The sequence below is a fragment of the Rhodococcus sp. SG20037 genome, assembly GCF_031763325.1.
Taxonomy (GTDB): Bacteria; Actinomycetota; Actinomycetes; order Mycobacteriales; family Mycobacteriaceae; genus Rhodococcus_F; species Rhodococcus_F qingshengii.
In genome coordinates this window covers 3,216,755-3,234,037 of record NZ_CP134497.1, presented here as the reverse complement: position 1 = coordinate 3,234,037, position 17,283 = coordinate 3,216,755, and the positions used below count along the sequence as shown (strand labels likewise).

The following is a 17,283-nucleotide window of genomic DNA, read 5'->3' as shown; positions in this document are numbered from 1 at the left end:
CGATTTCGTTTCGGTGGTGGTCTCACAGTGCGAAGCGTCGTGAGTATTCGGATTCGATTGCGCCCGAACGAATCAGGCTGCGTGTGGAGGCGATGCCGGGCGACAGCGTCAGGCACGTGAGCGCTCCCCCGGCACTCGCATCCACCAGGTAGTCGCCCAGAGTTCGGTAGTGACCCGCCCATTGTCCGAATGCTTCGGGATCTGACTCCGGATCCGCAATCTCGTCGAGAATTCGCTCGAAGGCGCGCGAATGTACGAGAACGGCGTGGACTCCACGGTTCTCAGGACTGGTGCGCAAGAGTGCCGAACCGTCGAGCAGAGCTCCGTCCCTCGATTTCGGGTCGTGTCCGAGGTGGACGACATCCCAATCGCCGTGATCCAACTCTTCGCGGGCATGGCCAAGGATCGATGCGGCGGCATCCAGCAAACTGACGTCGTCAGCAGCGATGAGGACCGAATCCCAGCCCTTCTCAGTCGCCCGAGCGAGCGCACGACGCCACGAGACGGCAAAGGCCGCGTCCTGATTCATCGCGTCCTCGAAAGCCGACACTCTTTCCACCGCTGTTACGCGCGGTAAGCGAATGAATCTATGCCAGGATGCTTTCCATCTGTCGATGTCAAGATCGAGATTCACGACGGCAACACCGAGGTCCGACTCAGAATCCTCGACAACGGGGTTGGGTTCTCCCCCTACGCGGACAGGCGACAGTGGGCGATCGAGCACAACGTCGACTGCGCCTCGCTCGAGCAGATAAGCCGCCAGTGAGAAGTCGGACGGCACGGGTCCGTTGATCCTTCGTGAGAGTTCGTCTCGCAAAGTTCCGTATGTCGCCGCGCGAACAATCAGTGCAACTCCGACCAGATCTTCGCCGTGTGCGTGGATGACAGCCGTATCGGCCTCGGCCGGGAGGTCGTCGACGATGTTCCGTAGCTTGTACATAACCGCGGGTTCGATCACGCGAGCCTCGTCCAGAAAAACTACCGATTTCCAGGCCAACAGAATGGCCTTGTCGATTCCGGCGACGAACGCAGACGCAGTCCTCCACACATCCGGAGCGTCGTCCTGCGACGGAATGGCACGGTGAACGGTCAGTTCGATCGACTCGGCCTCCGCCAGGCATGAACGCCACGGAGCGACTCGGCCGTCGTCGCCGAGAACGATCACTCCACCAAAGGCCAACTCGGGTTTCTGGACGCTCAGCTCCGCACGGAGACGGATCTCGGGATACGAATCACCGAGGTATTCGGAGAACTGACGATGGAGTGAATCGATGTCCCAACCGACCTCAGTCCAACCGAGCAGGTAGTTGTGAACACGATCTTCCCAGTTTATTCGATATGGGACGCCTGCCGGGCGCTCGAACCGATGGTGCCAGCCGAAAGCCGGAAGGCAGACGACCTTGCCGCCGTTGATCCGGAACTTCTCGTGGATGTACCCCTCTTCACCTCCGAATCCGGTGAAGTGCGAGTTCAATCCCGGCCACGCCTCACGCCTGCAGGCAAATGAGCCGAGGCCCTGCATGACGATCTCGAAAGGCACGTCCGGGTGTTGCTTCGCTCGCGGATCAACTCCCCACGAGCCGAACATCCCGTTGCGCCACTTGGGGTCCATGTGGGTGGCCGCGATGTGCGAGGAATCCTGGGAGAGCATCGGTCCCTGGATCAAATCGTCGGTTTCCGGGTCCGCATCGAAATACGCCAGCAACGCCGACAACGATCCCGGTGCCAAGATCACGTGAGAGTCGAGGACAAGGACATACTTTCCGGTGGCCTTGCGGAACAGGACGTCCCGCACCGCAGTCGATCGAACGTCGGTGAACGGGATGTAGCGGAACCGATCGATGTAACCGGCAAACGATTCGAGCATCGGCGCCGGCAACCCCTCGGGGTTGTTGTCCAACAAGACGAATTCGACTCTGTCCAGAACCTCGCGATGATGGACCAAGATCGAGTGGATCGTGAAGTACGCGCCGTCGAAATCGTCGTAGGTCGCGATCGCGACAGTCAGATCGGCCGGTTCTCCGTGTGGCGGAGTCTCCTTCACCTGAACTGACCCCGCGCTCTGAAACTTCTTCAGCGCGCGGTGTAGCGCGACGTCGAACTCTGTCATCGTCGGTGTTCCCCCTCGGAACCAGTCGCGTCGTGTCGGCTACGTAGGTTCCGTGGGATTTGTCGGCTGGGTCGGAGGGGTCGGGAAGGTCGGCTCGGTGCGAGTGGTCGGCACCGTCGGTACGGTTGGCACAGTCGGGACGGTCGGCTCCGTCGGCGCTGTCGGCCCGGTGGGTTTGGCGGTCGTCGTTCCACCCGAACCTGACGAGCTACCGGTTGATCCGGAACCTGTGGAACTTCCGGACGGTCCCGAACTCCCGGAACTACCCGAACTTCCTGACGATCCCGAACTTCCCGATGATCCGGGATTGCCCGGCTCGTTTCCGCCCGGCTGATTCCCTCCCGGAGTATTACCACCGGGTTGATTCCCGCCTGGTTGCTCGCCGCCTGGTTGATTCGGATTCTGCTGGCCACGACTTGGCGCTCCGGAAAGATTCGGCGTGTCACCGGCTGCGAAGGCCGGCGCCGCACCACCGAGGCTGATCGACGTCACGACTGGCACAGTTACCGCCGAGGCCGCTAGAACTGTCTTGACGAACTTGCGTCGATCAACTGGAACATTCTGAAAAGCGTCGCCGCCCATAGCGTTTCTCCCATGCGTCCGAGACGAGGTCGTCCTCACTCGATGTCGGGCAAAACGCTAGCATCCTTCTGGCAACTTTACAGACTGAACGCGCCGATATTTGACGGTTATGCGAATTTGAGTCCGGACTGGGCCGACTGTTCGGACAAACGTACGGCGATCTCCTCCTGTTCAGGGGACTCGTTTGTCCCGGTCGACAACCGTCAACCGACCGGCATCTCCCACGGCGCCACCGGAAGAGTGCTTCCGGTTTCGAGGTAGGACTTCAGGTTCGACAACACCGCCGACCATCCACCGGCCACCTCCATGCGAGCCGATTCGTCCGCCAAATCGGTGTGCTTGACGGTCAGTCGCACGATCGCGCCGAAGGCTTCGATGTCGAAACTCACCCGAGAGATGTCGACGCCCGGTTCGCCGTTCGGATCAGCCCAGGTGGTGACCAACCTCGACGGAGGGTTGCTCTCGACTACGGTGCCGACTACATCGGCAATGTTCGAACCGTCGATCCGGCGGTGCTCCCAGGTCGATCCCGGCTGCCAGTCGGAGACGTTGCTGTGTCCCCAATACTCTGCGGTGGCCTGTGCGTCGGTGAGCGCTTTCCAGACGTTGTCCGCCGTGCTCGCAATGTAGGTGACGTACACAAAACTGGGCTTGTCGGTCATGGCTTCCTCCGCGATTTTTTTGACGGTACTGAGCGCACGAAGGCGCGGTACCTCGAACTTGTTGATCCACCGCTCTCGAATCTCCTCGAGCGCAACGGGATTGAGATAGTGAAGCTTCGCCCTCCCCTGTCGGACCGTGCTGATCAGATTGGCGTCCTCGAGCATGGTGAGGTGTTGAGTGACAGCTTGCCGACTCATGTCGAGGCTGTCGCACAGCTCGCCGAGCGACTGACCGTTGGCTACGAACAAGCGGTCCAGGAGAAGCCTTCGTGTGGGATCGGCCAGTGCTTTGAAGGCTGCATTCATCCGGTCGTTCACAACTTCACAATATGCAAGCATTTACTTGCATGTCAACGGTTGGGCGTGCCGGGTTTCGAAAGTTGGGACAGATGAGGTGTGATGTCTCTAGGCAGATGTGATCTGAATCCCGGATTACACCGTAAGAGAGGTTGGGCACATGGACTGGGCAGCAATTGGAGTGGGTGTCGGGTATGCCTCGGTGGCCCTGTCGATCCTGGTTTTCGTCGGCGGGTGCATCGCACTGTTCATCTTGTCCGTCCGCCAGTAGCTGACACCTCGACAAAGTGGTGATCACCCCGGGGTCCGGCCAAGCCGATCACCTCGGGAGTGATCACCCTCGAGGCCGCTTGATCGATTCGGACACACCGGCGCGCGTCGGACTGCTCGCAGAGAAGCTCGGCCGCGGTGGGACTACCGTAGGACTGTCGCCTAAAACTCGAGGAGTACGGAATGAGCATCCAGTCGGTTGAACCGCACCGCCACCGCGTAGTGGTGATCGGTTCCGGCTTCGGAGGATTGTTCGGCACTCAGGCTCTCAAAAAAGCCGATGCCGACATCACGATGATCGCGCGTACAACCCACCATCTGTTTCAGCCGCTCCTCTATCAGGTTGCGACCGGCATCCTCTCGGTCGGTGACATCGCTCCCGCCACGAGACTGGTGCTGCGCAAGCAGAAGAACGCACAGGTACTGCTCGGTGAGGTCGAGACCATTGATCTCGAGAATCAGACCGTGACCTCGCGCCTGCTCGAACGCGTCACTGTTACGCCGTTCGACAGTCTGATCGTGGCAGCCGGTGCCGGTCAGTCGTACTTCGGCAACGACCAGTTCGCGGAGTTCGCCCCCGGAATGAAAACGATCGACGACGCCCTCGAACTGCGCGGACGAATCCTTGGGGCCTTCGAACAGGCCGAACTGTCGGACGATCCCGCCGAGCGTGCGCGCTTGCTCACCTTCGTCGTTGTCGGCGCCGGCCCCACCGGCGTGGAGTTGGCCGGGCAGATCGCCGAGCTTTCCCGTCGAACGCTGGACGGCGCGTTCCGCAAGATCGATCCTCGTGAAGCACGCGTCGTGCTCCTCGACGGCGCCCCTGCCGTGTTGCCCGTGTACGGCGGGAAGCTCAGCCGCAAGGCTGCCGAGACGCTCGAGAAGCTCGGCGTCGAGATCCAGCTCGACGCGATGGTCACCGACGTGGACAACGACGGTCTGATCATCAAGGAGAAGGACGGCACGCTTCGCCGTATCGAGTCGCAGTGCAAGGTGTGGTCCGCCGGCGTGCAGGCCAGCCCCCTCGGCAAGCAGCTCGCAGAACAGAGCGGCGGAGAAACCGACCGCGCCGGCCGCGTCATGGTCAATCCCGACTTGTCTCTGCCCGGGCACCCCAACGTCTTTGTCATCGGCGACATGATGTCGCTCGACAAGCTGCCCGGATTGGCTCAGGTTGCCATGCAGGGTGGCAAGTACGCGGCCAAGCAGATCAAAGCGTCACTGGACGGCAAGTCCCCGTCGGAACGAGTTCCGTTCAAGTACTTCGACAAGGGCAGTATGGCAACGATCTCGCGCTTCAGCGCGGTAGCCAAGGTGGGCAAGCTCGAGATCAGCGGCTTCATCGGGTGGGTTGCCTGGCTGGCAATTCACCTCCTCTACCTCGTCGGATTCCGTTCCCGTGCCTCGACGCTGTTGTCATGGGCGGTGACGTTCTTCGGGCGTGGCCGTGCTCAGATGGCGTCCACCGAGCAGCAGGTCTTCGCGCGAAACGCGATGGGCGAGTTGGAGAAGAAGAACAAGGAAGCGACGGAGTCCGGCAGCGCTTCGAATGGCGAAGCCAAGAAGGCTGCCGACAAGCAGCAGAAGGCCGCCGGCTGATCAACACCTGAGTGACCGGCGGAGGGCGGCTGTGGAGTTCAACTCCGCAGCCGCCCTCCGTCATTCGATCGACTGCCGCGTGGTCAGTTTCCGATCTTCGCCACCTCGGTGATGTTCGCGAGGCGAACCTGTCCCTTGGAAACGAGTCGGTCGTTCTCGTCGGTGATGCGAACTTCCCAGAGTTGCTGGGTGCGTCCGCGATGAATCGGGGTGGCTTCAGCGGTGAGAGTGCCCTCCCGCGTTGCGCGCAGGAAGTCGGTGTTGTTGTTGACTCCGACCACGTGTCCTCGCTCGCCCAGCCACACGGTGCCACCGACGCTGGCGAGAGACTCCACCACCGAGCAGTACACACCCCCGTGCTGTATCCCGGCGGGCTGGTGCAGCGTGGGCTTGACGGTCCATTGCGCCCGCACGCGATCTGGGCTCAGTTCGGTGTATTCCAGGCCGATGGTGGCGTCGAAGCCCGTTCCGAGCCGTTTCATCATCTCTGCGGTCTCAGCAGTGTCGACCATGCCATCTCCATCTGTGATTCTCTGGCGCCGGTGTGGCTGCCACTCCCTACCTGATTACACGAGAGGTAACTCGAGCTTGGAATCAGGTCTGGAAAAAGAACCGGCGGGTTTCACATCATTCGATGTGAAACCCGCCGTGGGAAGGACCGGGAGTCTCTGCAGCCCTCAGGACTCCGGCGCGGTCCGGCAGTTTCGTCACTCTCGCGGGGTGTAACTCTCCGCGTGGTGTTCCACAATCATAGGCAAGGCTGACCTAATTTAGCAAGCCCTTCGTCGAACTGGTTCCAACGAGGACGCAGCGAGACCTTGCGGCGTGCACGCACGGGCAGCCCTGCGGCGACAAAAGCGTCCAGCAGCCCCTGCCCGCGGCGCTGAGCGGCTGATTCGCCCCCGCCGGCCAAGATGGGGACATATGCCGCTGCGCCCAGGATCGACTCCCCTACCAAGCCCCAGAATCTGAACTGGTCGACGGGCGCACACCTGGAGACGGCGTCGTAGATCGCCCGTAGCGAGGTCAGGCAACGGTGCGCGGTCCAGACGAGGAGCGCTTCTTCGCACGGCATGTCGACGACGCCGTCACTGCCGGACTCCCGTCCGTTCGGCGCAACTCGCAGAGTTTCGTCGATCACCCCGGCCCAGTCGATACCGCCGTCGCTGTCCATGTGGATGAACAGGTTCTCGAGGCCTGGATCCCAAGCGGCACCTTCGGAGACGATCGATGCGGCAACCCTGCCGACCACAGCGTGAATCAGTGATGTTGCGACCTGTATCGCCGCAGCTTCGGCACTGTCGAGATCCTGGAGCGAGCGGGCGAACATCTGATGCACCCGATCCCCGCACAAGCCTTCACTCAACTGCCACCAACGCCGTTTGCCTTCACCTGACATGGCGGCAACCGCGTAGACGCGCGGGTAGTCAGGGTTGAGTGCTCGTAGGCGAACGCTGGTGCGGCTCAATGCGTTCGACCGGAGTTCGAATTCACGAACATCCGCATGCTGGGTGGTCAAGGTGATTGTCACCGTGCACTCCAATCGGCCGAAGTTGTCTTGTGGTTCTTAATGTAGGTTAGCCTCACCATAATTCAAGAGTAAAGAACTGTGACGCTGGGCACCGCATATTCACAGGAACTTGCCCCGCAGGGAGCACACCCACATAGGGTTCCGTAACCTAAGATGCGAATTCCCTGCGCACAAAGACCAGGAGCTCGAACCGCCAGTGACGATGATCAAACCGCTCGGGAACGGACATCCCCGAGGACCCAGCGAGACGTACGGACGGCGCATAGTGCCGCGCGGCCCGGCTCCTGTCCGAATGCGTGTTCTAGCTGGGATTTTCGACGCGGGGGTGTTCCTGCTTCCGTTGCTCGTCGGCTGGTACGTCGTTCAGTCGCTCCGAGACGAGAACGGTGGCGGCGAAGCCGACCGCGCAGTGTTCGGTGGGACGGCAATAGCCATTGCCGTTGGTCTCCTCGTGTGGAACCTGGGATTCCGCGAAGGTGCCACAGGCCGGACCTCGGGAAAGGGATGGGTAGGTCTGGTCACGCGTGACGCGAAGACAAAGCAGCCCATCGGTGTTCGCCGGGCTCTGCGCAGGCCGTTCGATCGAACCGGTATCGAGGTGGTCCGTGAAAGCACGGCGCGCGAAGAAGGGTTCGAGGAACTCGCGCGCGACAACAGCGTCGGGGCAACTCGTCGACGCCGGCTGATCGGTCTCGCGGTGCTCACGGTTCTTCTCGCGCTCGTCATGCTCGCGAGCATCGCGGTGGGCGCACGTCCGCTGACGTTTGCCGAGATCTTCCACGCCATCTTCAGTTCGGACGGCACCCAGACGGACATCATCGTGCGAACATTGCGCGCTCCGCGGACCATCCTGGGTCTTGTCGTCGGCATCGCACTCGGTATCGCCGGCGCCCTGATTCAGGGACACACGCGTAACCCGTTGGCAGATGCCGGACTACTCGGCCTCAACGCCGGCGCGGCTTTCTTCGTAGTCATGGCGATCTATCTCTTCGGCTTCACCGCCCCGAGTCAGTACCTCTGGTTCGCGTTTGCAGGATCGTTCGTCGCCAGCATCGTCGTCTTCGGCTTGTCCTCCATCGGAAACGGCGGCGCGAGTCCTCTGAGTTTGGCTCTGGCGGGCGCAGCCGTCGCGTTCTTCCTGCAAGCCATGACCAATGCCGTGATCATCCTCGACCAGACCAGTCTGGACGCCTACCGTTTCTGGGTAGTCGGGTCGGTGTCCGGTCGCGGGTTCGACGTTCTCTGGCAGGTCCTCCCCTTCCTGATACTCGGTTTGGTCATCGCCCTGGCGAGTACGCCTGGTCTCAATGTCCTCAGCCTGGGTGAAGACGTCGCAAAAGCGTTGGGAACGAACATCGCGTTCAGTCGCACACTCGGCATCATCGCGATCACCCTGCTGACCGGCGCCGCGACCGCAGCGTGTGGACCTATCGCGTTCATCGGATTGGTGGTCCCCCACGTGGCCCGGGCCATCACCGGACCCGACTACCGCTGGCTGGTCCCGTACGCGGGCTTGCTCGGTGCGGTCATGCTGATCACCGCGGACATCATCGGTCGCGTAGTCGTGCGCCCCGGCGAGTTGCAGGTCGGAATCATCCTGGCCCTGTTCGGCGCCCCGTTCTTCATCGCTCTCGTACGCCGCAGGAAGTTGGCAAGTCTGTGACGCTCAAGCAAGAACTCCGGGTACTCCCCCGGACCGTCCCCTCACGTAAGTCGATTCGTATCGGTGGATTCTCGCTGGTCTACCGTCCACTCGCGGTGTCGGTGTGCATTGCGCTCGCGGTCGCACTCTTCCTTCTGCTCTGCATCAACATCGGACGGGGCGACTATCCGATCTCGATCCCCGATGTCATTTCGGTCCTGCTCGGCAATGGCAGCAAGACACAGAACCTGATCGTCTTCGACCTTCGACTTCCTCGGTCGCTCACCGCGCTCTTCATCGGTATGGCACTCGGCATTGCCGGTGCGGTCACCCAGACGATCGCTCGCAACGCCCTCGCCAGCCCCGACATCCTCGGAATCACGGCTGGATCGAGTGCCGCCGCAGTGGCACTCATCGTACTCGGCGGGGGTGGCTCGTTCGTGGGACTGCTTGCCACACTGGGGATTCCGTTGGCTGCACTCTGCGGCGGCCTACTGACAGCAGTGGTGATCTACGCCTTGGCGTGGCGCAAGGGCGTCGAGGGGTTCCGCCTCATCCTGATCGGCATCGGCATCAACGCCATGCTCGTGGCAGCGACGGGATGGCTTCTCATCTCGGCGGACATCAACGATGCTTCCCGCGCACAGGTGTGGCTCAACGGTTCGCTCAACGGTGCCACCTGGAATCAGATGTGGCCGGTAGCCATCGCTGTCGCGGTAGTCGGCGGCTACGCGGTGATCGCTTCGTTCACCATGGGAGCGCTGCGGTTGGGCGACGACAACGCCACCTCTCTCGGTGTTCGCTTGCAATCATCGCAGGCCAAACTGTTGCTCTCCGCCGTGGCGCTGGCCGCCATCGCAACCGCCGCAGCAGGTCCGGTCGGCTTTGTCGCCCTGGCTGCGCCACAGGTCGCTATGCGTCTGGTGCGCTCTGCCGGCCCGCCCATCGTGGCGTCCGCGCTGACCGGTGCTGTACTGGTGGTCGGCAGCGACGTCATCGCTCGAACAATTCTGCCTGTGGAACTCCCCGTCGGAATCGTGACTTCCGCACTTGGTGGTCCGTTCCTGCTCTACCTGTTGGTTCGTAACAATCGGAAGGTCACAGCATGACCACCATCGCCCAGTCCACCGATACTCCTTCGCGTCTCGTCGCCAAGAACCTGACGCTCGGGTACGGGGACCGCATCATCGTCGACGGACTCGATCTCGAGATCCCCACCGGCGTGATCACGACGGTCATCGGCCCCAACGGTTGCGGCAAGTCGACGCTCCTGCGTGCGCTCGGTCGTCTGCTCAAGCCCAAGGGCGGATCGGTTGTCCTGGACGGCAAGGCGATCAGTTCGATGAAGACCAAGGAAGTCGCACGGGTGCTCGGAATGCTCCCCCAGACTCCGGTTGCGCCCGAAGGACTCACGGTCGCCGATCTGGTCTCACGTGGGCGCCACCCGCACCAGTCGTGGATCAGGCAGTGGTCCGCGGACGACGAGGGCGAGGTCGCCGAAGCGCTGGAGCTGACCGGTGTCTCGGATCTCGCCGATCGACCCGTCGATCAATTGTCCGGCGGTCAGCGCCAGCGAGCCTGGATCTCGATGGCTCTCGCCCAGGGAACCGACATTCTGCTTCTCGACGAACCGACTACCTATCTGGACCTCGCGCACTCGATGGAAGTCCTCGACCTGGTGGATCAACTCCACGAGGAAATGGGGCGCACCGTGGTGATGGTGCTGCACGACCTCAATCTCGCGGTCAGATACAGCGATCATCTGATCGTGATGCGCGACGGCGCCGTCGTCGCTTCTGGTGTCCCCAAGGACATCATTTCCGCGGAACTTCTGCTCGAGGTGTTCGGTCTCGAAGCTGCGGTCATCGACGATCCTGTCTCGGATCGGCCGCTGATCGTTCCGATCGGTACCCGGCACGTGTTCGGCGCCGTCGGCGGGCCGGCAAAGCCTGCGTGACGATCGCGAATCAGCGACCCAGAATCGTCCGAACAAGTTTGAATCCTTGACCGATCGTCACGGTCGGCAGGTACGCCCGTCCGACCGCGTTCCCGATGCTCGGCAACGCGGCTGGATCGGCGAAAGTCATGTGCATCGGCACGTACCGAGGCTGGAACTTCGATTTGAAGGCCAACAGCGAACGAAATCCGTACACCGGTTCCAGGGTGCGACCGAGTAGGTCGAGCACGCTGTCCATCATCGCCGAGAAAGTCGTGGCCTCCGGTTCGTTCGCATTCCTCTCGGAGTCACCGGCGATTGTTGCCAACGGTGCACCGGACAGACTGAGGAACTCGACGCCCTCCTCCTCCAATTTCAGTGCAGCGGAGGCGATGAGGAACTCCATCGCGGGACGGAATCCTTCGGAGCGTCGCCTCATGAAGTCGAGTGTCCACCCGACGACTTTGCCGTCGCGGTACACCGGTAGCCACGACGTGACACCGTGCACGGTGCGATCCTCGTCGACGGCGATCAGGCACCGCACTTGTTCGTCGTCGACCTCGTCGAGTCCGCCGAGGGTGAATCCCATCTCGGGCATCCCCTTGTCCGCCACCCATTCCTCCGAGATCGCAACTATCTGATCCTTGATCGCGAGAGGTGCATGAGGGAAGGAAATCCACTCGGCCGTGATCCCGGACTTCTTCGCCCGGTTCAGTGCTGTTCGCACATCCTGGAACCGCTTTCCTGTGAACGCGACCTGTCCGAGGTCGAGCACGGTTTCCTCGGCGACCTGCAGGCCGCTCCAGCCCATGGAATCAGTGATGCTTCGGGCGTCGTCGGTCACTGAATAGAAGCAGGGAATCCAACCGTTCGACGACGCGAACTCGGCAAACTCCTCGATCGCCGTGCGCATGCGATCTGGAGGACCGACCGGATCACCGGTTGTGAGAGCAACACCGGCGATGACGCGATACGCGACGTAACTCGAACCGTCCGCGCTGAACCAGTATGTGTTTCCCTTCCACGTCGTCATCCAGGACAACGGGCTGCCGGTACCGGCGATCAACATGGATCGCGCTCGTTCGGCGGCTTTGGGATCGGCGGTCTTGACCGGCTTGAGGAAACTCACGAACACCAACACGGCGGCGACGCCCCAGAACACGACGCCGGTCCACTCGAAGAGCAACGTCGACTCGATGTCCACGGGAAGCAGACGCGGATCGATCAACTGCAGGTACACGGGCGGTACAAGGCGCTGAGGGAAGTCCGCGAGCAACATCGTTACGGTTGGCTCGCGATCGAACCCGTGCCTGGCGAGCATTCCGCCGCCGACGTAGATCACGGCGAGGACCGCGAGCAAGGTCACGATCGCAGCACCGAGACGTCGGTATGTCTTGGCCGGGGCCGCGACGTCGAAGTATCGACGTGTCGCGATCAGCAGGATCAGTACGAAGAGCGGTGTCAGGAACGGCACCAGAGTTCGGTACACGTTCGGATCGCTGATTCCGTAGAACAAGCTGTCACTGTCGACGGCGTCGACGAACCTGATGACGAAGTTCCCGATCGAGAGGACGAGTAGGACTACCTGAGCACACACTGTCGCAATCCAGGCGAATCTGCGGCCACGACGGAGCCCGTCACTCAACACGAGAACGAAGATCGACGGCATCAGCGAGAGCAGAGTCGGGCCGATACCGGAGAGTCTGAGCTCGAGGAGTCCTCGTCGGCAGTCCGGATCCGACGAGGACTCCTCGCACAGTTCTCGAACCTCGGCGACAGTCCAGGGAACTCCGCGGAAGAGGTCACGGAGGACCGCGAGTGGGCCGACCGCCTGCGGGGACAATGCGGCGATCATCGGGCCGATCGCACTCGCCGCGACGACGATGGCGACCAGGACGCGACCCTCTCGCTGTGTCCCGGCGATGCGCTCACCGCGCGCCGATCGTCCGACGATCCACTGACCGATCACCAAACCCACCACAGCGGCAAAGAATCGGATGACGTCTTGCAGCTGACCACTGAACAAGGCCAAAGTGATCGTCAACGCCAAAGTTCCGACGCGAATGCGACGGCGCCACAGGGTGCCCATGTTCGAGCTGGCGGCCATCGCAGCGCCGACGATCCATGCACTGGCTCCGACCGCGGAGCCCACGTGGAGGCGGAATCCCCAACTGGAATCGAACACCTTCGCAAACGACGCCCAGCCGAGCCCGAGCAGGACTCCCAAGATTTGAGTGCTTGCGCCGGCGATCGCAAGCTTGATCGTTCCCATTCGGCGTTCGAGGGGTGCGGCGACTGCGATCAGGAGCACGGTCGCGCCGAGGTACCCGAGCAGGTTTCCTGCCCACAGCACGGACGTGAGCGGAGTCCAGATGCGGCCGTGCTGGATCGAGCCCATTCCGGCACCGATCGTGTGCTCGAGATCGCGGGACGGTCCGTGAACGAGGCTGCCGGTTGCGGCACCCACGATCCACATGGTGAGAAGTAGAACGACCGTCAACGGTGCGTCGCGAATGCCGAAACGGATGATGCCGGCAGCTTTCTGCGTGACTACCCGCGCCCGTGATGTCGATTCTTCGGTGCCCGGCGAACTGTCGATCGTCATCTACGTGCGGCTACTTTCTGCGGATCGACTGTTGGCTTGCAATTATCGGGCATCGTCATTGTCGGGACTTTCGTCGTCTCACACCACCGTAACCGTCACGCAGATCACTATGGCCAATACCACACCCCCACCGAGGTGGTTACTACTACCAGTAGTACGTATTTCGTCGTGGAAGTCCGTAGAATCGAAGAATGGCAGGTCTAGGTGAACTCGAACGCGCGGTGATGGATCATTTGTGGTCCACATCGGAACCGCAAACTGTGCGACAGGTGCATGAAGCACTCGCGACGCATCGCGAATTGGCGTACACGACGGTGATGACCGTTCTGCAGCGCCTGGCGAAGAAGCATCTGGTGATTCAGCAGCGTGACGATCGCGCACATCGCTATCTTCCCGTCAACAAGCGCGAAGAACTGGTCGCGAGTCTGATGGTCGACGCGCTGGCCCAGGCTCCGGAGTCCGGCGGTCGCGCTGCGGCGCTCGTCCACTTCGTGGGACAGGTCAATGCTGACGAAGCCGATGCTCTCCGCGAGGCGCTCGCTGCCCTCGAGGTGCGCGAGTCCGCGAAAAAGGCTGCGCAGCCCGGAATTTCTAGGCCGAACTGATTTCGTCGTGCATGATGTGTAGGACATGAACGCCACTACTGCACTGGTTTTCGGACTGCTTGCCTTGTTGCTGGCCGGTCCGGTTCCCGCACTCCTGAGCCGCTCCACGTGGCCTTACCGCGCTCCACGCGCGGCGTTGGTTCTGTGGCAAGCCGTCGCAATTGCTGCGGTGTTGTCGGCATTCAGCTCGGGGCTGGCCATTGCCAGCCAGCTGCTCGTTCCCGGCGCTGACGGTAGGCCGACGACGGCCCCGACCGCCGAAATCGATGCACTTGGGCTCCCGCTGTGGATTCTGTACGTGGTTGTTTTTGCCCTGACGCTCCTGATCGGCGCGAAGCTGATCTTCTCGATCATCCAGGTCGCTGTGAGAACCCGACGTCGCCGTGCACGTCACCGTGTGTTGGTGGACCTTCTCGACGACTGCGCCATGCCTGCGTCAGTGGAACGCACACCCGATCTGCGGGTACTGGACGTCGACGAACCGATCGCATACTGCCTGCCAGGTCTGCGTCAACGCGTGGTTCTCAGTCAAGGCACTCTGCAGAACCTCGATCATGCCGAGGTCAAAGCCATCCTGACGCACGAGCGTTCCCACCTGCGAGCTCGTCACGATCTGGTCCTCGAGGCTTTCACTGCCGTCAACCACGCGTTCCCCCGTTTCGTTCGTAGCAAGTCGGCCCTGGGATCGGTGCAGCTACTGGTGGAGTTGCTCGCCGACGATTCAGCCGTGCGGGCTACCGGTCCCACTCCCCTCGCGCGGGCGCTTGTCGCGTGTGCCGGATCGACGGCACCCCGCGGGGCAATGGCAGCGGGCGGGCCGTCGACGCTCATCCGAGTGCAACGCCTCTCGGCCGACGACGCAGATCCCCGCATCGCAGTTTTTGCGTATCTCGGGGCGGTCGCGATTCTCGTTGTTCCCACGGTTGCGGTGGCTGTGCCCTGGCTCACCGAACTTCGACTGCTTTTCAACGCATACTGAGTCTTGACCTGCGTAACCCCGTGTAGTAGTGCAGGTCACAGGCGGGGCTACCTGACTTCGGTGTCCCCGGTGGCGTAGAGTGGATCACGGCCACCATCGTGGTCCGTCAACATATAACGGCACACAGCCCAATTCCCCGCAGTATGCGTTCGGATTGCCAGGTGACATGTGCCCTGGCTCGTCCCTTTGCGAACTGTGTCGTGTATTTCAGCATGGCTTCTTCCGCTCCGCGACGTGCCCGTAGTCCGGAGAGGTTTCCGCGTGACCAACGCTGTCCAAATGTCGTCTTCCGAGAACATCGAAGACCCCACCGTCAACACCCCCGCTGCCGAAGAAGCAGTCGCCACCGAGCCGGGTATCACCTTCGCCGAGATCGGCCTGCCCGAGCAGCTTGTTGCCGCATTGGCGCGCAACTCCATCACCGTCCCGTCCCCCATCCAGGCGCAGTCCATCCCGGACGCGCTCGCCGGAACCAACGTTCTCGGCCGCGCACAGACCGGATCGGGCAAGACCCTCGCCTTCGGCCTGCCGATGCTGACCCGCCTCTCACGCCACGAAGATCGCCCGGCCGCCAAGCGTCCCCGCGCACTCGTGCTCGTCCCCACCCGTGAGCTTGCTTTCCAGGTGGTCGACTCCCTCAACTCCTACGCCGGAGCACTCGGACTCACGGTTCGCCCCGCTGTCGGTGGAACGCCGTTCGCCAAGCAGGTCGATCAGCTTCGCCGCGGCGTAGACGTCCTCGTCGCAACGCCGGGTCGTCTCGGCGACCACCTGCGTCAGGGCACCTGCATCCTCGACTCGGTGGAAATCACCGCACTCGACGAAGCCGATCAGATGGCGGACATGGGCTTTCTGCCCGAGGTTCGCTCGATCCTCGGTGAGACCCCCGCAGACGGACAGCGTCTGCTGTTCTCGGCAACCCTCGACCGTGAGGTCCAGTCGCTGGTTCGTCAGTTCCTGGCCAACCACGTCACCCACTCCACCGAAGACGGCCGCGCAAGCGTCGACACGATGGAGCACTACGTTCTCCTCGTCGATCGTGGACAGAAGGATTCCGTTCTCGCCGAGATCGGTGCCCGCGACGGACGCACCATCATGTTCGCCCGCACCAAGCTCGGTTGCGAGGGAATCACCGACCGCCTCCGCGCAGTCGGCATCGCTGCCGAGTCGCTTCACGGCGGCAAGGCACAGAACCAGCGCACCCGCGTCCTCGAGCGTTTCAAGAACGGCCGCACCCCGGTCCTCGTCGCAACGGACGTCGCAGCACGCGGCATCCACGTCGACGGCATCGACCTCGTCGTTCACGTCGATCCCCCGGCCGACCACAAGGACTACCTGCACCGCGCTGGTCGTACCGCTCGCGCCGGCGAGAAGGGCACCGTTGTCGCCATCGTGCTGCCCAACCAGAAGCGTCAGTTCAAGCGTCTGACCGGTATGGCCGGCGTCAATGCCGCAGCCGTTGCCGTCACCCCGGGTTCTGCTGAACTTGCTCGCATCACCGGCGCCAAGAAGCCGACCGGAGAACCGTTGCGCGAGAGCTCTTCTCGTGGCGAGCGTTCCTTCGGTGATCGTGGTGGAAGCCGTGGCGGCTACCAGGGCAACCGCTCGTCCGGTGGATACCAGGGCAATCGTTCTTCGGGTGGATACCAGGGTGATCGCTCCAGCGGTGGTTACCAGGGCAACCGCGACGGCGAGAGCCGCGGCGGATACCAGGGTGATCGCTCCAGTGGTGGTTACCAGGGCAACCGCGACAGCCGCCCCTCGACCGGATACCAAGGAAACCGCTCCTCGGGTGGCTACCAGGGCAACCGCGACGGCGAGAGCCGCGGCGGATACCAGGGCAACCGCTCGTCCGGTGGTGGATACCAGGGTGATCGCTCCAGCGGTGGTTACCAGGGCAACCGTGACAGCCGTCCGTCCTACGGAGACCGCGACAGCCGCCCGTCGACGGGTTACCAGGGCAACCGCTCTTCGGGCGGATACCAGGGAAGCCGCGACGGCGAGAGCCGCGGCGGATACCAGGGCAACCGCTCGTCCGGTGGTGGATACCAGGGCAACCGCGACAACAACCGCTCGTACGGCGATCGCGACAGCCGCCCCTCGACCGGCTACCAGGGCAACCGCTCCTCCGGTGGATACCAGGGAAACCGCGAAGGCGGCGACAACCGTGCAGCCTCGACCAGCGGTGGCGGCTTCCGCAGCCGCACCGACCGTCGTAGCTATGACGGATTCGACGGCCCGAAGCGCGATCAGCGGTAATACCTGCGCTGAGCTGCGGCTCGACAACTGAACACTGAGAACCTTCCGGCTGTGCCGGAAGCTGTATCGAGACGGATGCAGGTCACTGCAATTAAAGTGATCTGCATCCGTGTTTTGTATGCACGGTCTGATGTTCACGCGCGTCGCGGCCGCACCGTTTTCGGCTGCGCACAGCGCAGGATTTCACAGCCGCGGACCGAGAGGGA

The 17,283-nt window shown here is 62.4% G+C and carries 13 protein-coding genes; 8 read left to right on the top strand and 5 right to left on the bottom strand.

Going from position 1 to position 17,283, the window contains the following annotated elements; genetic code table 11:
- Positions 1-22: 22 nt before the first annotated feature.
- Positions 23-2,110: a glycosyltransferase gene (locus tag RHP72_RS15005; RefSeq protein WP_165639265.1), complete on the bottom strand. Its 2,088-nt coding sequence runs from the start codon at positions 2,108-2,110 to the stop codon at positions 23-25.
- Between the two features lie 52 nt (positions 2,111-2,162).
- Here RHP72_RS15005 and RHP72_RS15000 point away from each other — a divergent pair, with 52 nt between their 5' ends.
- Positions 2,163-2,444 (top strand): hypothetical protein, encoded by a 282-nt coding sequence (locus tag RHP72_RS15000; protein ID WP_042450929.1) that lies wholly within the window; start codon positions 2,163-2,165, stop codon positions 2,442-2,444.
- 451 nt (positions 2,445-2,895) lie between these two features.
- On the opposite strand, the gene RHP72_RS14995 is transcribed toward RHP72_RS15000, so the two are convergent.
- Positions 2,896-3,693, bottom strand: coding sequence for a metalloregulator ArsR/SmtB family transcription factor (locus RHP72_RS14995; protein ID WP_080726673.1), 798 nt, complete (start codon positions 3,691-3,693; stop codon positions 2,896-2,898).
- Positions 3,694-4,104: 411 nt separating this feature from the next.
- Between RHP72_RS14995 and RHP72_RS14990 the strand changes: the two genes are divergently transcribed.
- Entirely contained in the window at positions 4,105-5,520 is a 1,416-nt protein-coding gene (locus RHP72_RS14990) for an NAD(P)/FAD-dependent oxidoreductase (RefSeq protein WP_165639264.1), read from the top strand.
- Positions 5,521-5,603: 83 nt separating this feature from the next.
- On the opposite strand, the gene RHP72_RS14985 is transcribed toward RHP72_RS14990, so the two are convergent.
- Together RHP72_RS14985 and RHP72_RS14980 are read right to left on the bottom strand one after the other, a co-directional pair.
- A complete protein-coding gene (locus tag RHP72_RS14985) occupies positions 5,604-6,032 on the bottom strand; it encodes a PaaI family thioesterase (protein ID WP_003945020.1) in 429 nt (142 codons plus the stop codon).
- A gap of 236 nt (positions 6,033-6,268) precedes the next feature.
- On the bottom strand, positions 6,269-7,051 hold the full coding sequence (locus tag RHP72_RS14980) for a hypothetical protein (protein ID WP_003944809.1): 783 nt from the start codon (positions 7,049-7,051) through the stop codon (positions 6,269-6,271).
- A gap of 202 nt (positions 7,052-7,253) precedes the next feature.
- Between RHP72_RS14980 and RHP72_RS14975 the strand changes: the two genes are divergently transcribed.
- From RHP72_RS14975 to RHP72_RS14965, 3 genes are read left to right on the top strand one after another with little or no spacing between them, the layout of a single operon-like run.
- A complete protein-coding gene (locus RHP72_RS14975) occupies positions 7,254-8,714 on the top strand; it encodes an iron ABC transporter permease (RefSeq protein ID WP_073512408.1) in 1,461 nt (486 codons plus the stop codon).
- Complete coding sequence (locus RHP72_RS14970; protein ID WP_003944960.1) at positions 8,711-9,802, top strand: iron chelate uptake ABC transporter family permease subunit; 1,092 nt, start codon at positions 8,711-8,713, stop codon at positions 9,800-9,802. Before RHP72_RS14975 ends, RHP72_RS14970 begins: the two co-directional genes overlap by 4 nt.
- Positions 9,799-10,650 (top strand): ABC transporter ATP-binding protein, encoded by an 852-nt coding sequence (locus RHP72_RS14965; RefSeq protein ID WP_003945031.1) that lies wholly within the window; start codon positions 9,799-9,801, stop codon positions 10,648-10,650. The genes RHP72_RS14970 and RHP72_RS14965 overlap by 4 nt, the downstream gene beginning before the upstream one ends.
- Positions 10,651-10,660: 10 nt before the next feature.
- On the opposite strand, the gene RHP72_RS14960 is transcribed toward RHP72_RS14965, so the two are convergent.
- Entirely contained in the window at positions 10,661-13,234 is a 2,574-nt protein-coding gene (locus tag RHP72_RS14960) for a bifunctional lysylphosphatidylglycerol flippase/synthetase MprF (RefSeq protein ID WP_042450926.1), read from the bottom strand.
- Positions 13,235-13,425: 191 nt separating this feature from the next.
- Here RHP72_RS14960 and RHP72_RS14955 point away from each other — a divergent pair, with 191 nt between their 5' ends.
- The 3 genes from RHP72_RS14955 to RHP72_RS14945 all read left to right on the top strand — a co-directional run bounded on the left by RHP72_RS14955 (position 13,426) and on the right by RHP72_RS14945 (position 17,077).
- Positions 13,426-13,839, top strand: a complete 414-nt coding sequence (locus RHP72_RS14955) for a BlaI/MecI/CopY family transcriptional regulator (protein ID WP_003944876.1) — start codon at positions 13,426-13,428, stop codon at positions 13,837-13,839.
- Positions 13,840-13,864: 25 nt separating this feature from the next.
- The gene (locus tag RHP72_RS14950) at positions 13,865-14,818 is read left to right on the top strand and encodes a M56 family metallopeptidase (protein WP_003944922.1); all 954 of its coding nucleotides are present in this window, start codon (positions 13,865-13,867) and stop codon (positions 14,816-14,818) included.
- Positions 14,819-15,079: 261 nt separating this feature from the next.
- Positions 15,080-17,077 (top strand): DEAD/DEAH box helicase, encoded by a 1,998-nt coding sequence (locus RHP72_RS14945; protein ID WP_218695023.1) that lies wholly within the window; start codon positions 15,080-15,082, stop codon positions 17,075-17,077.
- The last annotated feature ends 206 nt before the right edge of the window (positions 17,078-17,283 follow it).